Raw genomic sequence first — 15,388 nt, 5'->3', positions numbered from 1 at the left:
AATAAATACGCTTAATTGCTTAATTATAGTGAGCTAAAAAAGTGCCCCACACTTTTTTACGCTCTCCAAATAGAGATGTCGCTATATAAATAAGACCTAGCTGCAATGGCTCGACGCTACCACCAAATTCAAGGGTTATGAGGCATAAAAAACTTGCAGCTGAACAAAAAACGGGGACTGTTTTTTTTCTGAATCGGTCAGAAAATAACCCCATGAAAATAAGAGTTAAAACCTGTAGTAGCCAAGATATGGATATGAACCAACCGAGTTCAACCTTTAATTGGTAGTGTTGTATCATAACCCAAGCAAGTAATATGCCTATAGCACGACAAGATGATGTGAAGATAATGTCAGCCGATTGATATAAATAAAAGTTCTTATGCTTCATTATCGTTTCCACGCTGAAATTTTTTCCAAGTATCATCAAAAATCACAGCTGCGTTCATAGCCCTAGTAAAACCAGAAAAAATCGAGTTTTGTATTAAAATTTCCTCCATATCCTCTCTCGTAAACCCAAGCCTATACGCGGCGTAACTCTGGAAAGATAACACCATAGCAATCTTTGAATTGTCGAACATTTTGTTCTAAATTAATGATTGCTTTGGTGTTGCTAGGGTCGGATTTTACCAACTTGTTAAAGAAACAAGATGGTTCCCCTCACCCTAACGGCAGTATATTAGCAGAGTGATTATCTTTGATAAGAGGCTACCATCATGAACACTATCGCACTGATTGGCATCGATCTCGGCAAGCATTCTTTTCATGTCCATTGTCAGGAGCAATCGGGAAAAGCCCTGCTACGTAAAAAATTCACCCGAACTAAATTGATGGAATTCTTAGCCGATTGCTCTCCGGCAACGGTTGTGATGGAAGCCTGTGCTGGCGCGCATTTCATGGCAAGACGGATTGCTGATTTGGGGCATGAGGCTAAGCTGATTTCACCGCAGTTTGTCCGTCCTTTTGTCAAAAGTAACAAGAATGATTTTATTGACGCGGAAGCCATCTGTGAAGCGGCCTCACGACCTTCAATGCGTTTTGTTCAGCCCAGAACGGAAGCCCAACAAGCCATGCGAGCGTTGCATCGTGTCCGGGAATCACTGGTCCGGGATAAAGTCAAAACCACCAACCAGATGCAGGCTTTCCTGCTTGAATTTGGTATCAACATGCCCAAGGGGATTGCCGTGATAAAACGGCTCTCTGCTGTGCTGGCTGAACATGAACTTCCCCCTTATTTGGTGCAGGTATTACTGCGGTTACAGGCACATTATCACTATCTGGTTGAGCAAATCACCGAGATTGAAACTGCCCTGTCACAGGAGGTTGCTCAGGATGATATCGGACAACGGCTGATGACGATCCCCGGCATTGGCCCCATCACGGCGAGTGTGCTTTCCTCACAACTGGGCGATGGAAAACAATATTCTCGCAGCCGGGATTTTGCGGCCTCGACGGGTTTGGTTCCCCGCCAGTACAGCACCGGGGGAAGGACGACCTTATTGGGTATCAGTAAACGGGGTAATAAGACGCTCCGGCAACTGTTGGTACTCTGCGCCCGGTCATTCATGCAACAGATTGAGCATCGGCAGGGAAAACTGGCTGACTGGGTTAAGCAGCAGCTTGAACGAAAGCACTCTAATATCGTGGCCTGTGCATTGGCTAATAAACTCGCCCGGATAGCGTGGGCCATTACGACACAACACACGGTATTTGTCGCCTAAAGCTGGCGTCATTGTGAACCTATTTAAATGTTACCCCACTGGTTTTGCGAAGACTGATTATTGATGACATGAACGGCCTACCGGCCTGATGAGAAACCTAACATAAAAAATGGCTCTTTCAAGCCGACACGGTTTTAAGGTTCATCAGGCGCGGAACTCATCAAGGCGCAGGCTCCTTGCCTACAGTGACGCCGGATAGATTTAAGCAAGCCAAAAATTCATCAAAAATTAGTGTTGCAAAAAAGAGGGGAACCATAGATTTTATGGTCTCCAATATAAAACGATAATCCCGTCCTATTCTAAGGTTTAAAATTTTCAGAGGTGCATAGACCGTATTAGCAGGGATTATCCGATAATCTTATTTCAGTTTATTTTGAAAACACTGCTAAATCGCACTAACTTTTTGTAGTGGTGATGTTTTTCTTAAAGAATTTTGTATAAGCCACTGATAAATAGAAAAAGCGTCTTGTGTTAAAAATGACTCGTTATGAAATTGAATTGAGCTAACATTAGATGACGATAATGCAATGATTTCATTGGAAACAAGTCGTTCAAAATGGATAGTTTTATCATATATTGTACTATGCCAGCTAGATTCATGATGCATAGCTGAAAAACTATTATAGAAACCGACATAATAATTTTTTCCCTGAATCGATACTTGATATTGACTACCCTGACGATTTTTAGGTAAGCGCATAATTGGGATGCCAAGCTCAGCGCAAATAAGCTGATGTCCTAAACAGGTTCCAATTAGAGAACGTCGGGTTCGTAATTGTTGCGCAATAATTTGCCTTGCAACCCGGATTTTTTCGAGATTCAGATGTGTAGGATCGCCTGGCCCTGGACCGATGAATACTATATCGCTATTGATCTGAGGTAATCTTTGCTGGCTGTCATACCAAGGTACTATGGTAACGGTGTAGCCCACGCTTCGCAACTGATAGGCTATCATTTCGGTAAAGGTATCCTCCATATCTATCAATGCAATAGTATTATGGGTTAGGACTACATTCTGACTTTGTTGCACATTTCCCAGCCAAAAATTAGATACTTTTTCATTGCGTTGTGCTAAGAGCTGTTCGGCTTGTCCCAGTAACTTAGCAGGTAGTTTTATTTGCGACCGGTCAGCTGCGGTATCAAAAAATGAATGTATTAACCCCTGTAATTTGGCGCGCGTTTCGCTAGCTTCATTATGTGGTATAGAGTCTCTGACGATGGTCGAACCAGCTGTCAGACGGAAGTGCCCCTGTGTGGTAATGTCAGCAGTACGGATCACTATTGCGGAATCAAGGTAGCGTTGTCCACTATAGGTACCAGTAATAGCCACGACTCCGCTGTAATAACCTCGTCCGCGTTGTTCACGTCGAGCTATGACCTTACAGGCGCTTTCGATTGGGCTACCGGTGACAGTTGGCGCAAACAGGGAGTGCCTAATGATTTCTTTCAAGCTGTAATCGGATTTGCCATTAATAAAGTATTCGGTATGAGCAATATGCGACATCGCCTTTAATTTCGGTCCTGAGACGTTAATGTCACGTTGGCAAATCTTACTCATCATTTTGAGCTCTTCATCAACAACCATAAATAACTCATCGCACTCTTTTTTATCCTGTAAAAAATCATACAGAGCATGCTCTAAATATGCAGTATCTGGGTATCTTAACGTACCGCTGATAGGATTCATCGCCACACACTGTTCATTAACTTGAATATGCTGTTCAGGTGTGCTTCCAATAAAATAACGGCTGCCAGTATAAACTATCCATGTCCAGTAAGAGCCGAACTCCGACTTCATCAGCCGTTTAAATAAATTCAAAGCATGGGCAGAGCTAAAATCAGTGATATCGCCTTCTAAGCTGCGTGAAATAACGAAGTTACTGCCTTCTCCTGCGCTAATTTCCTGATTGATGATAGTGTCGACAGTGTCACTATACGCCTGATCATCAAGATCAAAATTAAGATTCTGAGGGTGGATATCACAATCACTGATGGCAGCCACAAATTGATCAACTGGATAATGAGATTGTCGAGTAATATTCATCACTATCACTGGTTCAAGATCGTCAATGCAAGCATAGCCTTTTTCCTTTAATTGATTAAAAGGTAACAGTACCAATTGCGTTATCTGTTGTACTTCACTGTTGGTGTTAACCTCGGATACCGGAGCATCTAGTTCTAAGTCTGACAGAGAAGGGAATAGTTCGATATTTCCTTCGAGGAATAATACTCCATCAGTTGAGTTAACTTGAGGGCGATAGATACAAGCAAATGGTCTATCAATATTTTCCAAAAATACTGAAAGCTCACTGATATTACTAGCGGAAAGTATTGCTGCACGGGTAGATAACATCATCATCTCCTATAATACCGTGAGTATTTTTATACTAAAGCACCAATAAATTGCTGGGTAGATAACACAACGGAGCTAGTTTCAGCGGCAATCTCCAACGCTAGATGATGTTTTTCTTTGGAAAAATCGGCTACAGAATCAGCAATGAAAAATGTTTCAATATCATTAGAATAAGCTTCCTGAGCAGTACACAAGCAACCAATATGGGCATAAACACCACAAATGATAAGTTGATCTCGATTAAGGTTACGCAAGGTAGGTAACAACGGGGAGTTAAAAAATGCACTATAACGCCACTTAGTTAGCACTAACTCATTTTCCATTGGAGTCAATTGTGAAATAATTTGTTTGTGATCTTGGCTGGCCCGCATACCAGGCCCCCAAATACTTTGTAGCAGTCCCCTTTGCTGAGGTGTCATATCCCCGGGCTGAGCAGAATAAAACACTGGGATTTGCAGATGGCGGGCGGTACTTAACAAACGGTGTGTATTATCGATGATCTGCGCTACTGGCGACGTGCCTTCAGTAAAAAAATTGAGGAAATAGTGCTGCATATCATGAATAAGCAGCGCGATACGGTTACGCTCAGGTCTCCAGTTAGCCGCAGATATTGGTAATTGATGTTCTGTTGGTAATGAGTAAGGCTGTATTTTTTCCATTTTGTTTTTTTCCACAATTAGCAGCTACCGAGTGCAGCACCGCCGTCGACCAGTAATGTAGACAAAGTTGTTTGCCCTGATTCTTCACACAGGTAGTAACAAACAGCAGAGGCAATATCTTCCACTGTTGCAACTTTGTTCAACGGAATGCCGATGCGGAATTGTTGCAAGTTGCCATTAAGAGTATTTTGTCGGTCACTTTCTTTGTGCCACATACTGCGCAACATCGGTGTGTCAGTAGAACCAGGGGCAACAACATTGCAGCGAATGCCATATGGAGCGACTTCCAGCCCCAGCGCATAGGTAAATGCCTGAGCTGCTGCTTTTGACGCGCAGTATGCGGCCATGGTGGCTCGTGGCACGCGCGCCGCATTTGAGGCTATAGTCACAATACTCCCTTTACTCTGTTCCATCATTAGGTTGGCTGCATGACGGCTGACGTTGAATACACCGGTTGCATTGACCGCAAAGGTATTAGCCCAATCTTGAGGACTTGTATCGGACACACTGGCGTGACACAATACACCAGCGCCATTGACCAAGTAACCTACTGGTCCCATCTGGTCGTTAATTGCAGTAAAGGTTTCTGCAACGCTATTGTTGTCGGCAACATTAACGGTAAACCCTATAATAGGTTGCGTATACTCGTTTCTAAGTGTAATAATCAGTGCTTGTAGTAGGCAGGATTGGTTATCCAATAGCGCCAGTGAAACACCTTCCTTCGCTAGAGAACGAGCAACTGCCTCGCCAATTCCTCCGCACGCACCGGTAATAACGGCGATATATTGCTTGTTAAATGTCATTTTTCTGTAGCTCTTTCCAGTGGTTTAATAAAGTCTGTGTTTGCACCATGTTTAGGCGTGGATCACAAGTAATTTGCTTAAGCTCATACTCATTGGGTTGGTTATTATCACAAAAACATTCAACAACAGGATGTGGTGTAGCCTCAAGGTGTAGTCCAGCGGCGCAGGCATTGCGTGATTTCACCTGATGTAGAAATCCGGTGATTTCTTCCATCATCTCATTGAGATCACGGCGTTTATTACCGTCTGGCGTTTTACGTGTGTTGCCATGCATCGGATCGCACATCCATAAAACTGGAGTGGCAGTTTCCTCAACGGCATCAATCAAGGCTCCCAACTGATGAATATACTGATGACCAAACCGCGTAATGAAAGTCAGGCGACCAGGAATACGCTGAGGGTTCAGTTGTCGGCATAGTGCAGTAATGAACGCAGGGGTTACGGTTGCATCGACTTTACAGGCAATGGGATTAACTATATGAGTGAGCATGGTAACATGCGGGCTATCAGGTGCTAAAGTGCGAATACCAATCCAAGGCCAATGAGTACTTGCCAGATATTCTCCTCCATGTGGCGTGGTTCGGATCTGTGCTGTTTCATAGTCCAGTAACAACGCTTCGTGACTAGTCCAAATAGATTGACTATTATCGTGCTGCCTCAGTGGATAACATTTAATTTCCGTTAGTGTTTCTTTGGCTGCATGGTAGCTCAACAACATCCGTTCTGGATCGTTACGCCTAGCTTCCAGAGTTGCTTCGAGCCGATTGACAGAATCACCACGCCATACAGGAAGAACGATGTTATCGTAAATTTCACTATGTTGCGACCGCGGTTTGGTATATTGGCCAGCAATCCTACCTACAGTCACTGTCTGTAGTCCTGTTAACTTAGAAAACTCATGGGACATTTGCTCAAGAAAGGCTAATTTTTGATGCACATGTGCTGCACCAGATTCACTAATCCTTTCTGCACAATCACCAGCCTGAAATATAACTGCTTTCCCAGCGTAAACAATTTCTAGCTGTTGATACAATTTGCAAATTTCGTCGAATGCTATTAATGCCGGAAAATTATTTAGTTCATTTTTGACACGCGAAAGCATGCCCTTATCATCCCAGTCTGGCTGTTGCCAGTTAGAGTTATTGTCAAGTATTTTTGTCATTTTAAATGTCTCAACCGCAATCTAAATGCTGGTTAACTATGATTATATTTTTATTAAATAAGTAACTTTAATTATTATTTTTTACTTATGCAATAAATTAAATTTGATTCCAAATAAACGATAATTCCACATTAATAAATTTCAAAAGTCAACAAAAAACAAACACTGCCATTACATTTATGTAATTTATGCATAAATTATTTTTTATGTAAATTAATGTTTTATAAGTTATTTTTTTTGATGGGATTATTTCAAAATCAGATTGACTATAATAAACATTTAAAGATACACTGTAACCAAATTGTTAATTACATTTATTTGGTTTTTATTTTTATTAGTATTATTCATAATGTAATGATAAACAAAAAAGATAATAACCTTTCTGAATTTTTACTAGAGAATGAAATTCCATTTCACGTATTTAGCATTTTTAATTATCATACAGTGAATGAGTAACTTCCCGTTCATTACATATTTTAAAATATGTAATATACATCCAGTAAATCTATTAGTCAGAATTACTGAAAAAGTTGTGTAGTTAAATATTATATGTCCGATATTAATTTACTAGATTAATGGAATGAAAAAAGGCGGAGTTATTGTGTTAAAAATAGAGAACAATTCAGAATTATCTAATGTTTTCGACATCACAGGTAAAGTTTTTAGAACAAAACCGGAGTCTAATCATGGCTAAGATAATTATAGTTGGTGCTGGAATCGCTGGATTAGCAACTGCTTTGGCACTAGCACGAGCCAATCATCGTATTCTCATTCTAGAGAAATCGCCTCAGCTTGGAGAAATTGGTGCCGGAATCCAGTTAGCTCCTAATGCATTTCGTGCCCTTGATAAGCTTGGTTTGTTAAATAATCTTACGGATAAGATTGTATCTGTAGAAAGCATTCACCTTTGTGATCTTACATCAGGCAATGAAATTACCCAGCTAGAAACCGGAACCGCTTTTCGCAGAAATTTTGGCTATCCGTATGCGGTTGTGCATCGAGCAGACCTACATGATACCTTACTCACTGCTTGTAGGGCATTGCCTGGGATAGATATAATCACAAGTTCGCAAGTATCTAAATTTAGACAAAACTCAACCGGAATCACAGTGACTCTCGCAACAGGGAAGACATTATCGGGGGACTGGCTGATTGGTGCCGATGGAATTCGATCTGCCATACGTCATAACCTTCTAGGTGATGCCGAGCCAAGGGTTTCAGGCCACCGAATATTTCGATCTACTCTACCGATTGACGCAGTGCCTTTTGAGCTTAGTAAAAACCGAGTCACACTTTGGGCTGGTGCTGATCGACATATTGTAGCCTATCCAATTTCGTCTGGTAAACGCCTAAACATTGCAGCAACGGTAAATGACCACAGTCAATTACCTATCTCTGGGGAGGAGGTTGACGTTTCAACTCTATTATCTCATTTCCCTCAAGTGAATACGACAGTAAAAAGGCTATTAACTTGTGAAACAACTTGGAAGTGTTGGGTACTCTGTGATCGAGATCCAGCTCATGGATGGTCGAATGGTCGTGTAACATTAGTAGGTGATGCTGCCCATCCAACCTTACAATATCTTGCTCAAGGCGCAGCTTTAGCCCTGGAGGATGCAGTAAAACTATCTCAATTGATCATGGATTTTCCAACACAAATTGAACACAGTTTTGCTGAATATGAAGCTTGTCGCTCACCACGAACGGCTGCAGTACAAATACTATCTCGTAAAATGTGTGACGATATTTATCATGCATCAGGTTCTGCGGCCATACATCGCGACGATTATTTGAAAACACTACAAGAAGCCGATTTTTGGCGAGCTTGTGATTGGTTGTATGCAAGTCCAGACAAAGCACTGTTTTCTAATTAATATAGCGAAGCTAAAAGTGTCATAATATCGTCTTTATGGAAATATAGGTAAGAGCTCCTATTGTAACAGTAATAAAAATTTATCCACATTGAGACTTGTGTCTGATATATGTATTGAATAAAAATATACTTTTACAATTAAATAGAAAGGATTCCACCTGACGGTTGCGTATCTAAAAGTTTTTCCATTATGACATTATAAATTAAGGATACATAGAATGAGACGTCGTACAATTGTAACGACATTATTCATTTGCTTAAGTCAAATGATACTGATTGCTGGTATAACAACTTTTTCCGCAATGGCTGACAAAATCGCATTACAATTGTCTGTATCCTATTATTCGACAGCTCTTGCAACTTCTAGTTATGGTTTATCATTCGGAAGCTTTCTAATTATTTCTCCATTTATTATTACTTGGATAGGTACACTGAAAGCAGTTAGATTAGCTACGTTGGGGTGGGCAGTTTCTGGATTTTTAATATCATTTTGCAATGATATTACATTGATCACAACTTTTCGATACATACAGGGTTTCTTTAGTGCTTTGCTCGCACCATGCCTCTTGCTGCTTTTGAAATATACACTTGCAGAACGTTTTGATCGATTTATGCCTGTATGGGGAAGTGTATCTCCGCTTGGTGCACTATTCGGTGTAATTCTTTCTGGATTCGTTTTGTCATTTTATCAATGGCAGTACGGCGGGGTATTCCTAAGTGTCATAATGCTAGTTACTAGCTATTCTTTATTAAAATTAATCTCATTTAATGATAAAAAAAGAAAAACAATCACTTTTCCACTTCACGGCTTATCATTCGTAGGGGCAGTGACTAGTCTTTATTCATTGCTTTTTCTGGTAAAAATGCAATGGATATATACAGCTTTTGTGGCTGGAATAATTTTTATGTTACTATTATATCATTTTCTACATATAGAAAAAAATAATAACCAATTGAGATTAATACATCCACAAGCTATTCTCTCCGAAAAAAGAAGCTACTATACAGCATGGATGTTTTGTGTGTCGGGTCTCTTGGCTTGCTACTTCTTTATCGTTCCAGCTTTTATTCGATCGACTATTCCAGGGAGTGAACTAAATGCAACATTATATTTCATCCCATTCTCCATAGCACTGATAGGCACATCTGTACTCTTTTCTAAAATCTCGATGTCATTACAAAATAGCAATAATACATCTTTTGTAATTGTAGTTTCCGTTATTGTATTTTTAGGTGCAATCTGGTTTTTGTCTAATGCAACCACATCATATTTAATCCTACTCTCCATGATTGTTTCGGCAATATCGATCTCTATTACGTTTTCATGTGCTACATCGGAATATTTCGGAAAGATGAAAAATGAAGCATTAGAATCTGCTGCAATCGTAAGTAACGCTGCATTTGAGCTTGGGCCTTCGATAATACTCTCTATTGTTATTCCAATAGGTGGCATCATTATTGGAATAGTATCACCATCTCGTGAAGAAAATAGCTTATTTCAACTTATTGGTACAGGAACACTTCTCATCATACTTATGAGTATATTATCAGTTGGAATTGGATTAAAAAGATATCTGCAACCAAATTCTCATAACAGGAATAAAAGCAATGACAACGGAAATAATTAAAAAAAATAGCCATAACATAGTTCACTCTGATGAGCTTAGTAGAAAAACTTTACTTTCATGGACTGCTCTTATCCCAATCAGTAAGGCTACGATTCAGGAGGCCTATGACGCAGCATGGGCAGCTCTTATTGAGAAGGCTCGTAGACCAATGGAGTATGTTCCTTCTATATCGGATGTCGAAATTGTTAAGGAGTACAGTGAGACCTCTTTTAGAAGGAAGATTATTCGCAATGGATTAACAATTATCCAAGACGTAATGGCAGATAAAAATAGCGGCATAGTGCGTTTTGAGCATATTGATGACCCAGATACGGTTGCCATTATCAATCGCCTCAGTATTTTCGAAAATACCAATCTACTCTATAGCATGAAGATTGAAACTACAAAAGCTTGGACTGTTTGTGCATACAAGAATTCAAAGCTTTTCTCCGATCAGGACGAATACTTCACAAGAATGTTGAAGACGGCTCGAGCAACACTGGTGGATAAACTAAAAGATAGAGGTTTTTTATGAGCTTCTCTAGACGAGAAATTCTTGGTATTGGTGCCGGAGTAGTTATCGCCTCAATGACTAGTAATGTGGGGCTAGCCCATGGTTCTATGGAAAGAGCTGTTCTAGGATCCAGAAAAATCTACCCTAATGATCATACGTATGACGATTTAGCCCGTGGAGCAAATGCACGGTGGGTTGGTACACCAGAGATCATTACCGTGCCAAATAGCACTGAACAAGTGCTAAAAGCTGTTCAAGAGGCTGTGGGAAATTATCGTCTCGCATCTCGGTCTGGAGGGCATGCGTACGAGGATTTTTCGACACGAGGCATTCAATCCCTGATAAACCTTCGAGAACTCAGAGAGATAAAATTTGACAATAAATTTAACTCTTTTTCAATCGGTGCTGGAGCGTTACTTGGGGAAGTCTATGGTTCATTGTTTCGCAGATGGGGAGTCACTCTCCCTGGCGGAACATGTCCGAGCGTTGGAGTGGGAGGTCATGTTTCTGGTGGTGGTTATGGGGCCTTATCACGACAAGATGGTCTCATAGTTGATCACCTACAAGCAGTTGAGGTAATTGTTATCGATGAGAACGGACGAGCACAGCTTATAACTGTTTCACGACATGATACTGGAGCAAAACGCGATCTTTGGTGGGCTCATACAGGCGGAGGGCCCGGTCAATTTGGCCTTGTAACGCGATATCTATTCGCAACACCAGGTGCTACCGGAAATCCAGAAGACTTACTTCCTGTAGCTCCAAAAACGGTTATACGAAGTTCAATACGATGGTCATGGAATGATCTTAATCGCAAAGATTTTCAGCATCTAGTTACTGCCTTTTGCGAATGGTTCATAATGATAACAGGCACAGATAATACATCTCTTTCCCTTTTCAGCCAGTTACGATTGCAACCCCTTGCTGCAGGAGGATTCGAGATGATGACACAAATCAATCAGAGCTTACCGCGAGCAGAGAGCGTTCTAGATGAATTTGAAGCATTTATAACCCAAAAAGCCAACAAATATACTCGGACACGTAGATCGCTTCCATGGCTTAAAGCAACCACCGAAACGGTAGATTTTACCATTCCAGATACCACTCGTAGGTTTAAGGGAAAATCTGCTTATCTAAAGAAAGCATTTACGGAAATACAGACAGAATCTATTTACCACCATTTGAATAATAATCACTTCAATAATCCAACTGCAGTTATTATGCTCACAAGTTATGGTGGAGTAATAAACAAGATAGATCCATTCGAGACTGCTTCATTCCAGAGGAGGTCAAAGATCAAAATCAATTATGTCGTATTCTGGGATAACCCTGAGGATGATGACGAAAATGTTCTATTTATTCGAAACATCTACTCAGAAACCTATAAAGACACAGGAGGTGTACCCATACATAATGATTCTACTGAAGGGTGTTATATTGGGTATGCTGATTCCGACCTTCAGTCTCCTGAATGGAATCGATCAGGATTTGATTATAAGCAACTATATTGGCATAAAAACGCCAGCCGATTGGCAAAAATAAAAAAAAATTGGGATCCTTTGAATATATTTCAGCATTCTCAAGGAGTATAATTTATGTTTAATTTTATATTCGTCATTAGGTTTAATTAAAAATGAATATAACCTTATTTCATCTCAAGACTAATCCATCTATATCAACCAGTTGATAATAGAAGATCTCATACTATTCTACTTTACAGAAAAATCAACCGTACACAAAGGTAGCATTATGGAAAATTTCTTAGGAAAAACCGTTCTAATTACCGGCGCAGGATCAGGGATCGGTCGCAGTGTCGCGATAGCATTCGCAGCTACTGGAGCAAGCCTTATACTACTTGGACGACGTCATGATGAACTTGAGCGAACAGCTGATCTCATTTCACAAACTGCAAAATCTGTTCAAGTTATAGCCGTCGATGTCACAGATGAGAACGCAATAAAGGCAATATTTGAGACTCTTGGCACAGTGCATATCGCAGTAAATGCGGCTGGGATCGTAGTCTCAGGAGCAATAGATGAGCTTGATTCAGAATCATTTGCTCGCGTTTTAAATACGAATGTCTTTGGCCTCTGGCTCTCTCTTAAACATGAAATAAAAACAATGAAGCAATCAGGAAGTGGGGTGATTATTAACATTGGGTCCAACGTTGGAGCAAAACTAGTTCGACCCGGTATGGGGGCTTATGCAGCCTCAAAAGCCGCTGTAAGCAGTTTGACACGAACAGCTGCACTCGAAGCAATCCAGTATGGTATTCGAGTGAATTGTATTTGCCCAGGGCCTGTTGACACACCCCTTTCTTATCGGGCAGGTGAAGATCGAGCAAGTCGCGATGCCCGCATATCTGCAACTAATCCATCAAAACGTGTTGCAACGACTGAAGAAATTGCACATGCTGCTGTTTGGCTAGCATCAGATAAGACTTCTTATATCGTTGGTCAAGATATCATCATAGACGGTGGTGCTTCGATATAGACCAAAAGCATAAAAGTATGGGGCACTTATGTAGTGACTACTGCTGTCGAATAGTGCTCCACTTAGGAGTGTAGTGATGTGATGGACGGCCCCTTTTTCAGCGGCAAAGAATGCCATCTTTCTTTCCGATACACTGAATTTTTCGGGAGAGAACCTATCATGAATACGATCAAAGTCGTTGGCATTGACCTCGCCAAAAATGTTTTTCAAGTCTGTGTCTGGATGGCGGACGGTTCTGTCGCCTCGAACCGAAAAATCTCATGGCAAAAATTGCTTGATACCGTGGAGACCATAAAAATCTATGGTTCCCCTCTTTTTTGCAACACTAATTTTTGATGAATTTTTGGCTTGCTTAAATCTATCCGGCGTCACTGTAGGCAAGGAGCCTGCGCCTTGATGAGTTCCGCGCCTGATGAACCTTAAAACCGTGTCGGCTTGAAAGAGCCATTTTTTATGTTAGGTTTCTCATCAGGCCGGTAGGCCGTTCATGTCATCAATAATCAGTCTTCGCAAAACCAGTGGGGTAACATTTAAATAGGTTCACAATGACGCCAGCTTTAGGCGACAAATACCGTGTGTTGTGTCGTAATGGCCCACGCTATCCGGGCGAGTTTATTAGCCAATGCACAGGCCACGATATTAGAGTGCTTTCGTTCAAGCTGCTGCTTAACCCAGTCAGCCAGTTTTCCCTGCCGATGCTCAATCTGTTGCATGAATGACCGGGCGCAGAGTACCAACAGTTGCCGGAGCGTCTTATTACCCCGTTTACTGATACCCAATAAGGTCGTCCTTCCCCCGGTGCTGTACTGGCGGGGAACCAAACCCGTCGAGGCCGCAAAATCCCGGCTGCGAGAATATTGTTTTCCATCGCCCAGTTGTGAGGAAAGCACACTCGCCGTGATGGGGCCAATGCCGGGGATCGTCATCAGCCGTTGTCCGATATCATCCTGAGCAACCTCCTGTGACAGGGCAGTTTCAATCTCGGTGATTTGCTCAACCAGATAGTGATAATGTGCCTGTAACCGCAGTAATACCTGCACCAAATAAGGGGGAAGTTCATGTTCAGCCAGCACAGCAGAGAGCCGTTTTATCACGGCAATCCCCTTGGGCATGTTGATACCAAATTCAAGCAGGAAAGCCTGCATCTGGTTGGTGGTTTTGACTTTATCCCGGACCAGTGATTCCCGGACACGATGCAACGCTCGCATGGCTTGTTGGGCTTCCGTTCTGGGCTGAACAAAACGCATTGAAGGTCGTGAGGCCGCTTCACAGATGGCTTCCGCGTCAATAAAATCATTCTTGTTACTTTTGACAAAAGGACGGACAAACTGCGGTGAAATCAGCTTAGCCTCATGCCCCAAATCAGCAATCCGTCTTGCCATGAAATGCGCGCCAGCACAGGCTTCCATCACAACCGTTGCCGGAGAGCAATCGGCTAAGAATTCCATCAATTTAGTTCGGGTGAATTTTTTACGTAGCAGGGCTTTTCCCGATTGCTCCTGACAATGGACATGAAAAGAATGCTTGCCGAGATCGATGCCAATCAGTGCGATAGTGTTCATGATGGTAGCCTCTTATCAAAGATAATCACTCTGCTAATATACTGCCGTTAGGGTGAGGGGAACCATCTCATTACCGTGGGGCACTCTGTTCAATCGGCGATAGAATGAGCAATTAAACCTATTTTTTTCAGGTAGCTCGCCATGAAAAGCTATATCGTGAAAGTGGCCCTTCGGGGGGATCAGTCCTATGATCTGGCGTCGATTCAGACTGTCAGGCAGGACTTCTTTAGCGGCTTTTCACTATATCATTCAGATCGCGCAAGGATGGCAGGATGATCACCTGCATCAATTCCGTATTTATGGCAAAAATTATGGTATTTCCTATTCTGGTGGGATTGGTTTTCCGGATAATCCCTACAAAATTATACTGGATGATTTTGAATTTGATGCCGGTGACCGCTTTACCTACGAATACAACTTTTTCGAGCATTGGCTGCATGATATCCGTATTGAAACGGTTCTCGAAAATTCTAATCTAACGTCTCCTTTTTGTCTGGCCGGAAACAGAATTCCCGGGGCGACGTTATTGTCATTTTCAGAAGTCGACTGCACTCAATCGATGACTCGGTTTATATGACAAGCCGTGGTGCGTCGTACTGGTAAGAATATTTGCTGACAACTTGAACTTTATCTTTGTTATCCCA

13 protein-coding genes and 1 pseudogene are annotated in these 15,388 nt (G+C 41.6%); 8 read left to right on the top strand and 6 right to left on the bottom strand.

Annotated features, from left to right (window positions below; all coding sequences use genetic code 11):
- Positions 1–19: 19 nt before the first annotated feature.
- Positions 20–388, bottom strand: a complete 369-nt coding sequence (locus tag AAC853_RS00565) for an MFS transporter (RefSeq protein WP_340613328.1) — start codon at positions 386–388, stop codon at positions 20–22.
- A 325-nt stretch (positions 389–713) separates the two neighbouring features.
- Here AAC853_RS00565 and AAC853_RS00560 point away from each other — a divergent pair, with 325 nt between their 5' ends.
- Positions 714–1,718, top strand: coding sequence for an IS110 family RNA-guided transposase (locus tag AAC853_RS00560; RefSeq protein WP_340613296.1), 1,005 nt, complete (start codon positions 714–716; stop codon positions 1,716–1,718).
- A 385-nt stretch (positions 1,719–2,103) separates the two neighbouring features.
- On the opposite strand, the gene AAC853_RS00555 is transcribed toward AAC853_RS00560, so the two are convergent.
- Genes AAC853_RS00555 through AAC853_RS00540 form a run of 4 tightly spaced genes read right to left on the bottom strand, consistent with a single transcriptional unit; the run spans position 2,104 to position 6,695 of the window.
- On the bottom strand, positions 2,104–4,071 hold the full coding sequence (locus AAC853_RS00555) for an anthranilate synthase family protein (RefSeq protein ID WP_340613327.1): 1,968 nt from the start codon (positions 4,069–4,071) through the stop codon (positions 2,104–2,106).
- A gap of 29 nt (positions 4,072–4,100) precedes the next feature.
- Positions 4,101–4,730 carry an isochorismatase family protein gene (locus tag AAC853_RS00550; protein ID WP_340613325.1) on the bottom strand — a complete coding sequence of 210 codons (630 nt, stop codon included), beginning with the start codon at positions 4,728–4,730 and terminating at the stop codon, positions 4,101–4,103.
- A 17-nt stretch (positions 4,731–4,747) separates the two neighbouring features.
- Positions 4,748–5,533, bottom strand: a complete 786-nt coding sequence (locus AAC853_RS00545) for an SDR family NAD(P)-dependent oxidoreductase (protein ID WP_340613324.1) — start codon at positions 5,531–5,533, stop codon at positions 4,748–4,750.
- A complete protein-coding gene (locus AAC853_RS00540; RefSeq protein ID WP_340613322.1) occupies positions 5,523–6,695 on the bottom strand; it encodes a 3-deoxy-7-phosphoheptulonate synthase in 1,173 nt (390 codons plus the stop codon). The genes AAC853_RS00545 and AAC853_RS00540 overlap by 11 nt, the downstream gene beginning before the upstream one ends.
- 686 nt (positions 6,696–7,381) lie before the next feature.
- Between AAC853_RS00540 and AAC853_RS00535 the strand changes: the two genes are divergently transcribed.
- From AAC853_RS00535 to AAC853_RS00510, 6 genes and pseudogenes are all read left to right on the top strand, one after another.
- On the top strand, positions 7,382–8,569 hold the full coding sequence (locus AAC853_RS00535) for an FAD-dependent oxidoreductase (protein WP_340613320.1): 1,188 nt from the start codon (positions 7,382–7,384) through the stop codon (positions 8,567–8,569).
- Positions 8,570–8,786: 217 nt separating this feature from the next.
- Positions 8,787–10,196, top strand: coding sequence for an MFS transporter (locus AAC853_RS00530; protein WP_340613319.1), 1,410 nt, complete (start codon positions 8,787–8,789; stop codon positions 10,194–10,196).
- The gene (locus AAC853_RS00525) at positions 10,177–10,710 is read left to right on the top strand and encodes an AtaL-like protein (RefSeq protein ID WP_340613317.1); all 534 of its coding nucleotides are present in this window, start codon (positions 10,177–10,179) and stop codon (positions 10,708–10,710) included. The genes AAC853_RS00530 and AAC853_RS00525 overlap by 20 nt, the downstream gene beginning before the upstream one ends.
- Positions 10,707–12,281, top strand: a complete 1,575-nt coding sequence (locus tag AAC853_RS00520) for an FAD-binding protein (RefSeq protein ID WP_340613316.1) — start codon at positions 10,707–10,709, stop codon at positions 12,279–12,281. The genes AAC853_RS00525 and AAC853_RS00520 overlap by 4 nt, the downstream gene beginning before the upstream one ends.
- 157 nt (positions 12,282–12,438) lie before the next feature.
- On the top strand, positions 12,439–13,182 hold the full coding sequence (locus AAC853_RS00515; RefSeq protein ID WP_340613315.1) for an SDR family NAD(P)-dependent oxidoreductase: 744 nt from the start codon (positions 12,439–12,441) through the stop codon (positions 13,180–13,182).
- 159 nt (positions 13,183–13,341) lie between these two features.
- A pseudogene (locus AAC853_RS00510) lies at positions 13,342–13,467 on the top strand (IS110 family transposase); the annotation flags it as partial.
- Positions 13,468–13,739: 272 nt separating this feature from the next.
- On the opposite strand, the gene AAC853_RS00505 reads toward AAC853_RS00510, so the two are convergent.
- Positions 13,740–14,744, bottom strand: a complete 1,005-nt coding sequence (locus tag AAC853_RS00505; protein WP_340613296.1) for an IS110 family RNA-guided transposase — start codon at positions 14,742–14,744, stop codon at positions 13,740–13,742.
- 187 nt (positions 14,745–14,931) lie between these two features.
- Between AAC853_RS00505 and AAC853_RS00500 the strand changes: the two genes are divergently transcribed.
- On the top strand, positions 14,932–15,321 hold the full coding sequence (locus AAC853_RS00500; protein WP_340613313.1) for a plasmid pRiA4b ORF-3 family protein: 390 nt from the start codon (positions 14,932–14,934) through the stop codon (positions 15,319–15,321).
- The last annotated feature ends 67 nt before the right edge of the window (positions 15,322–15,388 follow it).

The sequence above is a fragment of the Xenorhabdus thailandensis genome (genome assembly GCF_037996785.1).
Taxonomy (GTDB): domain Bacteria; phylum Pseudomonadota; class Gammaproteobacteria; order Enterobacterales; family Enterobacteriaceae; genus Xenorhabdus; species Xenorhabdus griffiniae.
The sequence above is the reverse complement of the archived record's forward strand: the minus strand, read 5'-3'. Positions and strand labels throughout refer to the sequence as shown.

What these genes read in the sequence shown, in the direction of transcription:
- AAC853_RS00555 (WP_340613327.1), bottom strand. Translation starts at nt 4,071, where the DNA reads ATGTTATCTACCCGTGCAGCAATACTTTCCGCTAGTAATATCAGTGAG.
- AAC853_RS00515 (WP_340613315.1), top strand. Translation starts at nt 12,439, where the DNA reads ATGGAAAATTTCTTAGGAAAAACCGTTCTAATTACCGGCGCAGGATCA.
- AAC853_RS00565 (WP_340613328.1), bottom strand. Translation starts at nt 388, where the DNA reads ATGAAGCATAAGAACTTTTATTTATATCAATCGGCTGACATTATCTTC.
- AAC853_RS00520 (WP_340613316.1), top strand. Translation starts at nt 10,707, where the DNA reads ATGAGCTTCTCTAGACGAGAAATTCTTGGTATTGGTGCCGGAGTAGTT.
- AAC853_RS00545 (WP_340613324.1), bottom strand. Translation starts at nt 5,533, where the DNA reads ATGACATTTAACAAGCAATATATCGCCGTTATTACCGGTGCGTGCGGA.
- AAC853_RS00560 (WP_340613296.1), top strand. Translation starts at nt 714, where the DNA reads ATGAACACTATCGCACTGATTGGCATCGATCTCGGCAAGCATTCTTTT.
- AAC853_RS00500 (WP_340613313.1), top strand. Translation starts at nt 14,932, where the DNA reads ATGATCTGGCGTCGATTCAGACTGTCAGGCAGGACTTCTTTAGCGGCT.
- AAC853_RS00530 (WP_340613319.1), top strand. Translation starts at nt 8,787, where the DNA reads ATGAGACGTCGTACAATTGTAACGACATTATTCATTTGCTTAAGTCAA.
- AAC853_RS00505 (WP_340613296.1), bottom strand. Translation starts at nt 14,744, where the DNA reads ATGAACACTATCGCACTGATTGGCATCGATCTCGGCAAGCATTCTTTT.
- AAC853_RS00540 (WP_340613322.1), bottom strand. Translation starts at nt 6,695, where the DNA reads ATGACAAAAATACTTGACAATAACTCTAACTGGCAACAGCCAGACTGG.
- AAC853_RS00535 (WP_340613320.1), top strand. Translation starts at nt 7,382, where the DNA reads ATGGCTAAGATAATTATAGTTGGTGCTGGAATCGCTGGATTAGCAACT.
- AAC853_RS00525 (WP_340613317.1), top strand. Translation starts at nt 10,177, where the DNA reads ATGACAACGGAAATAATTAAAAAAAATAGCCATAACATAGTTCACTCT.
- AAC853_RS00550 (WP_340613325.1), bottom strand. Translation starts at nt 4,730, where the DNA reads ATGGAAAAAATACAGCCTTACTCATTACCAACAGAACATCAATTACCA.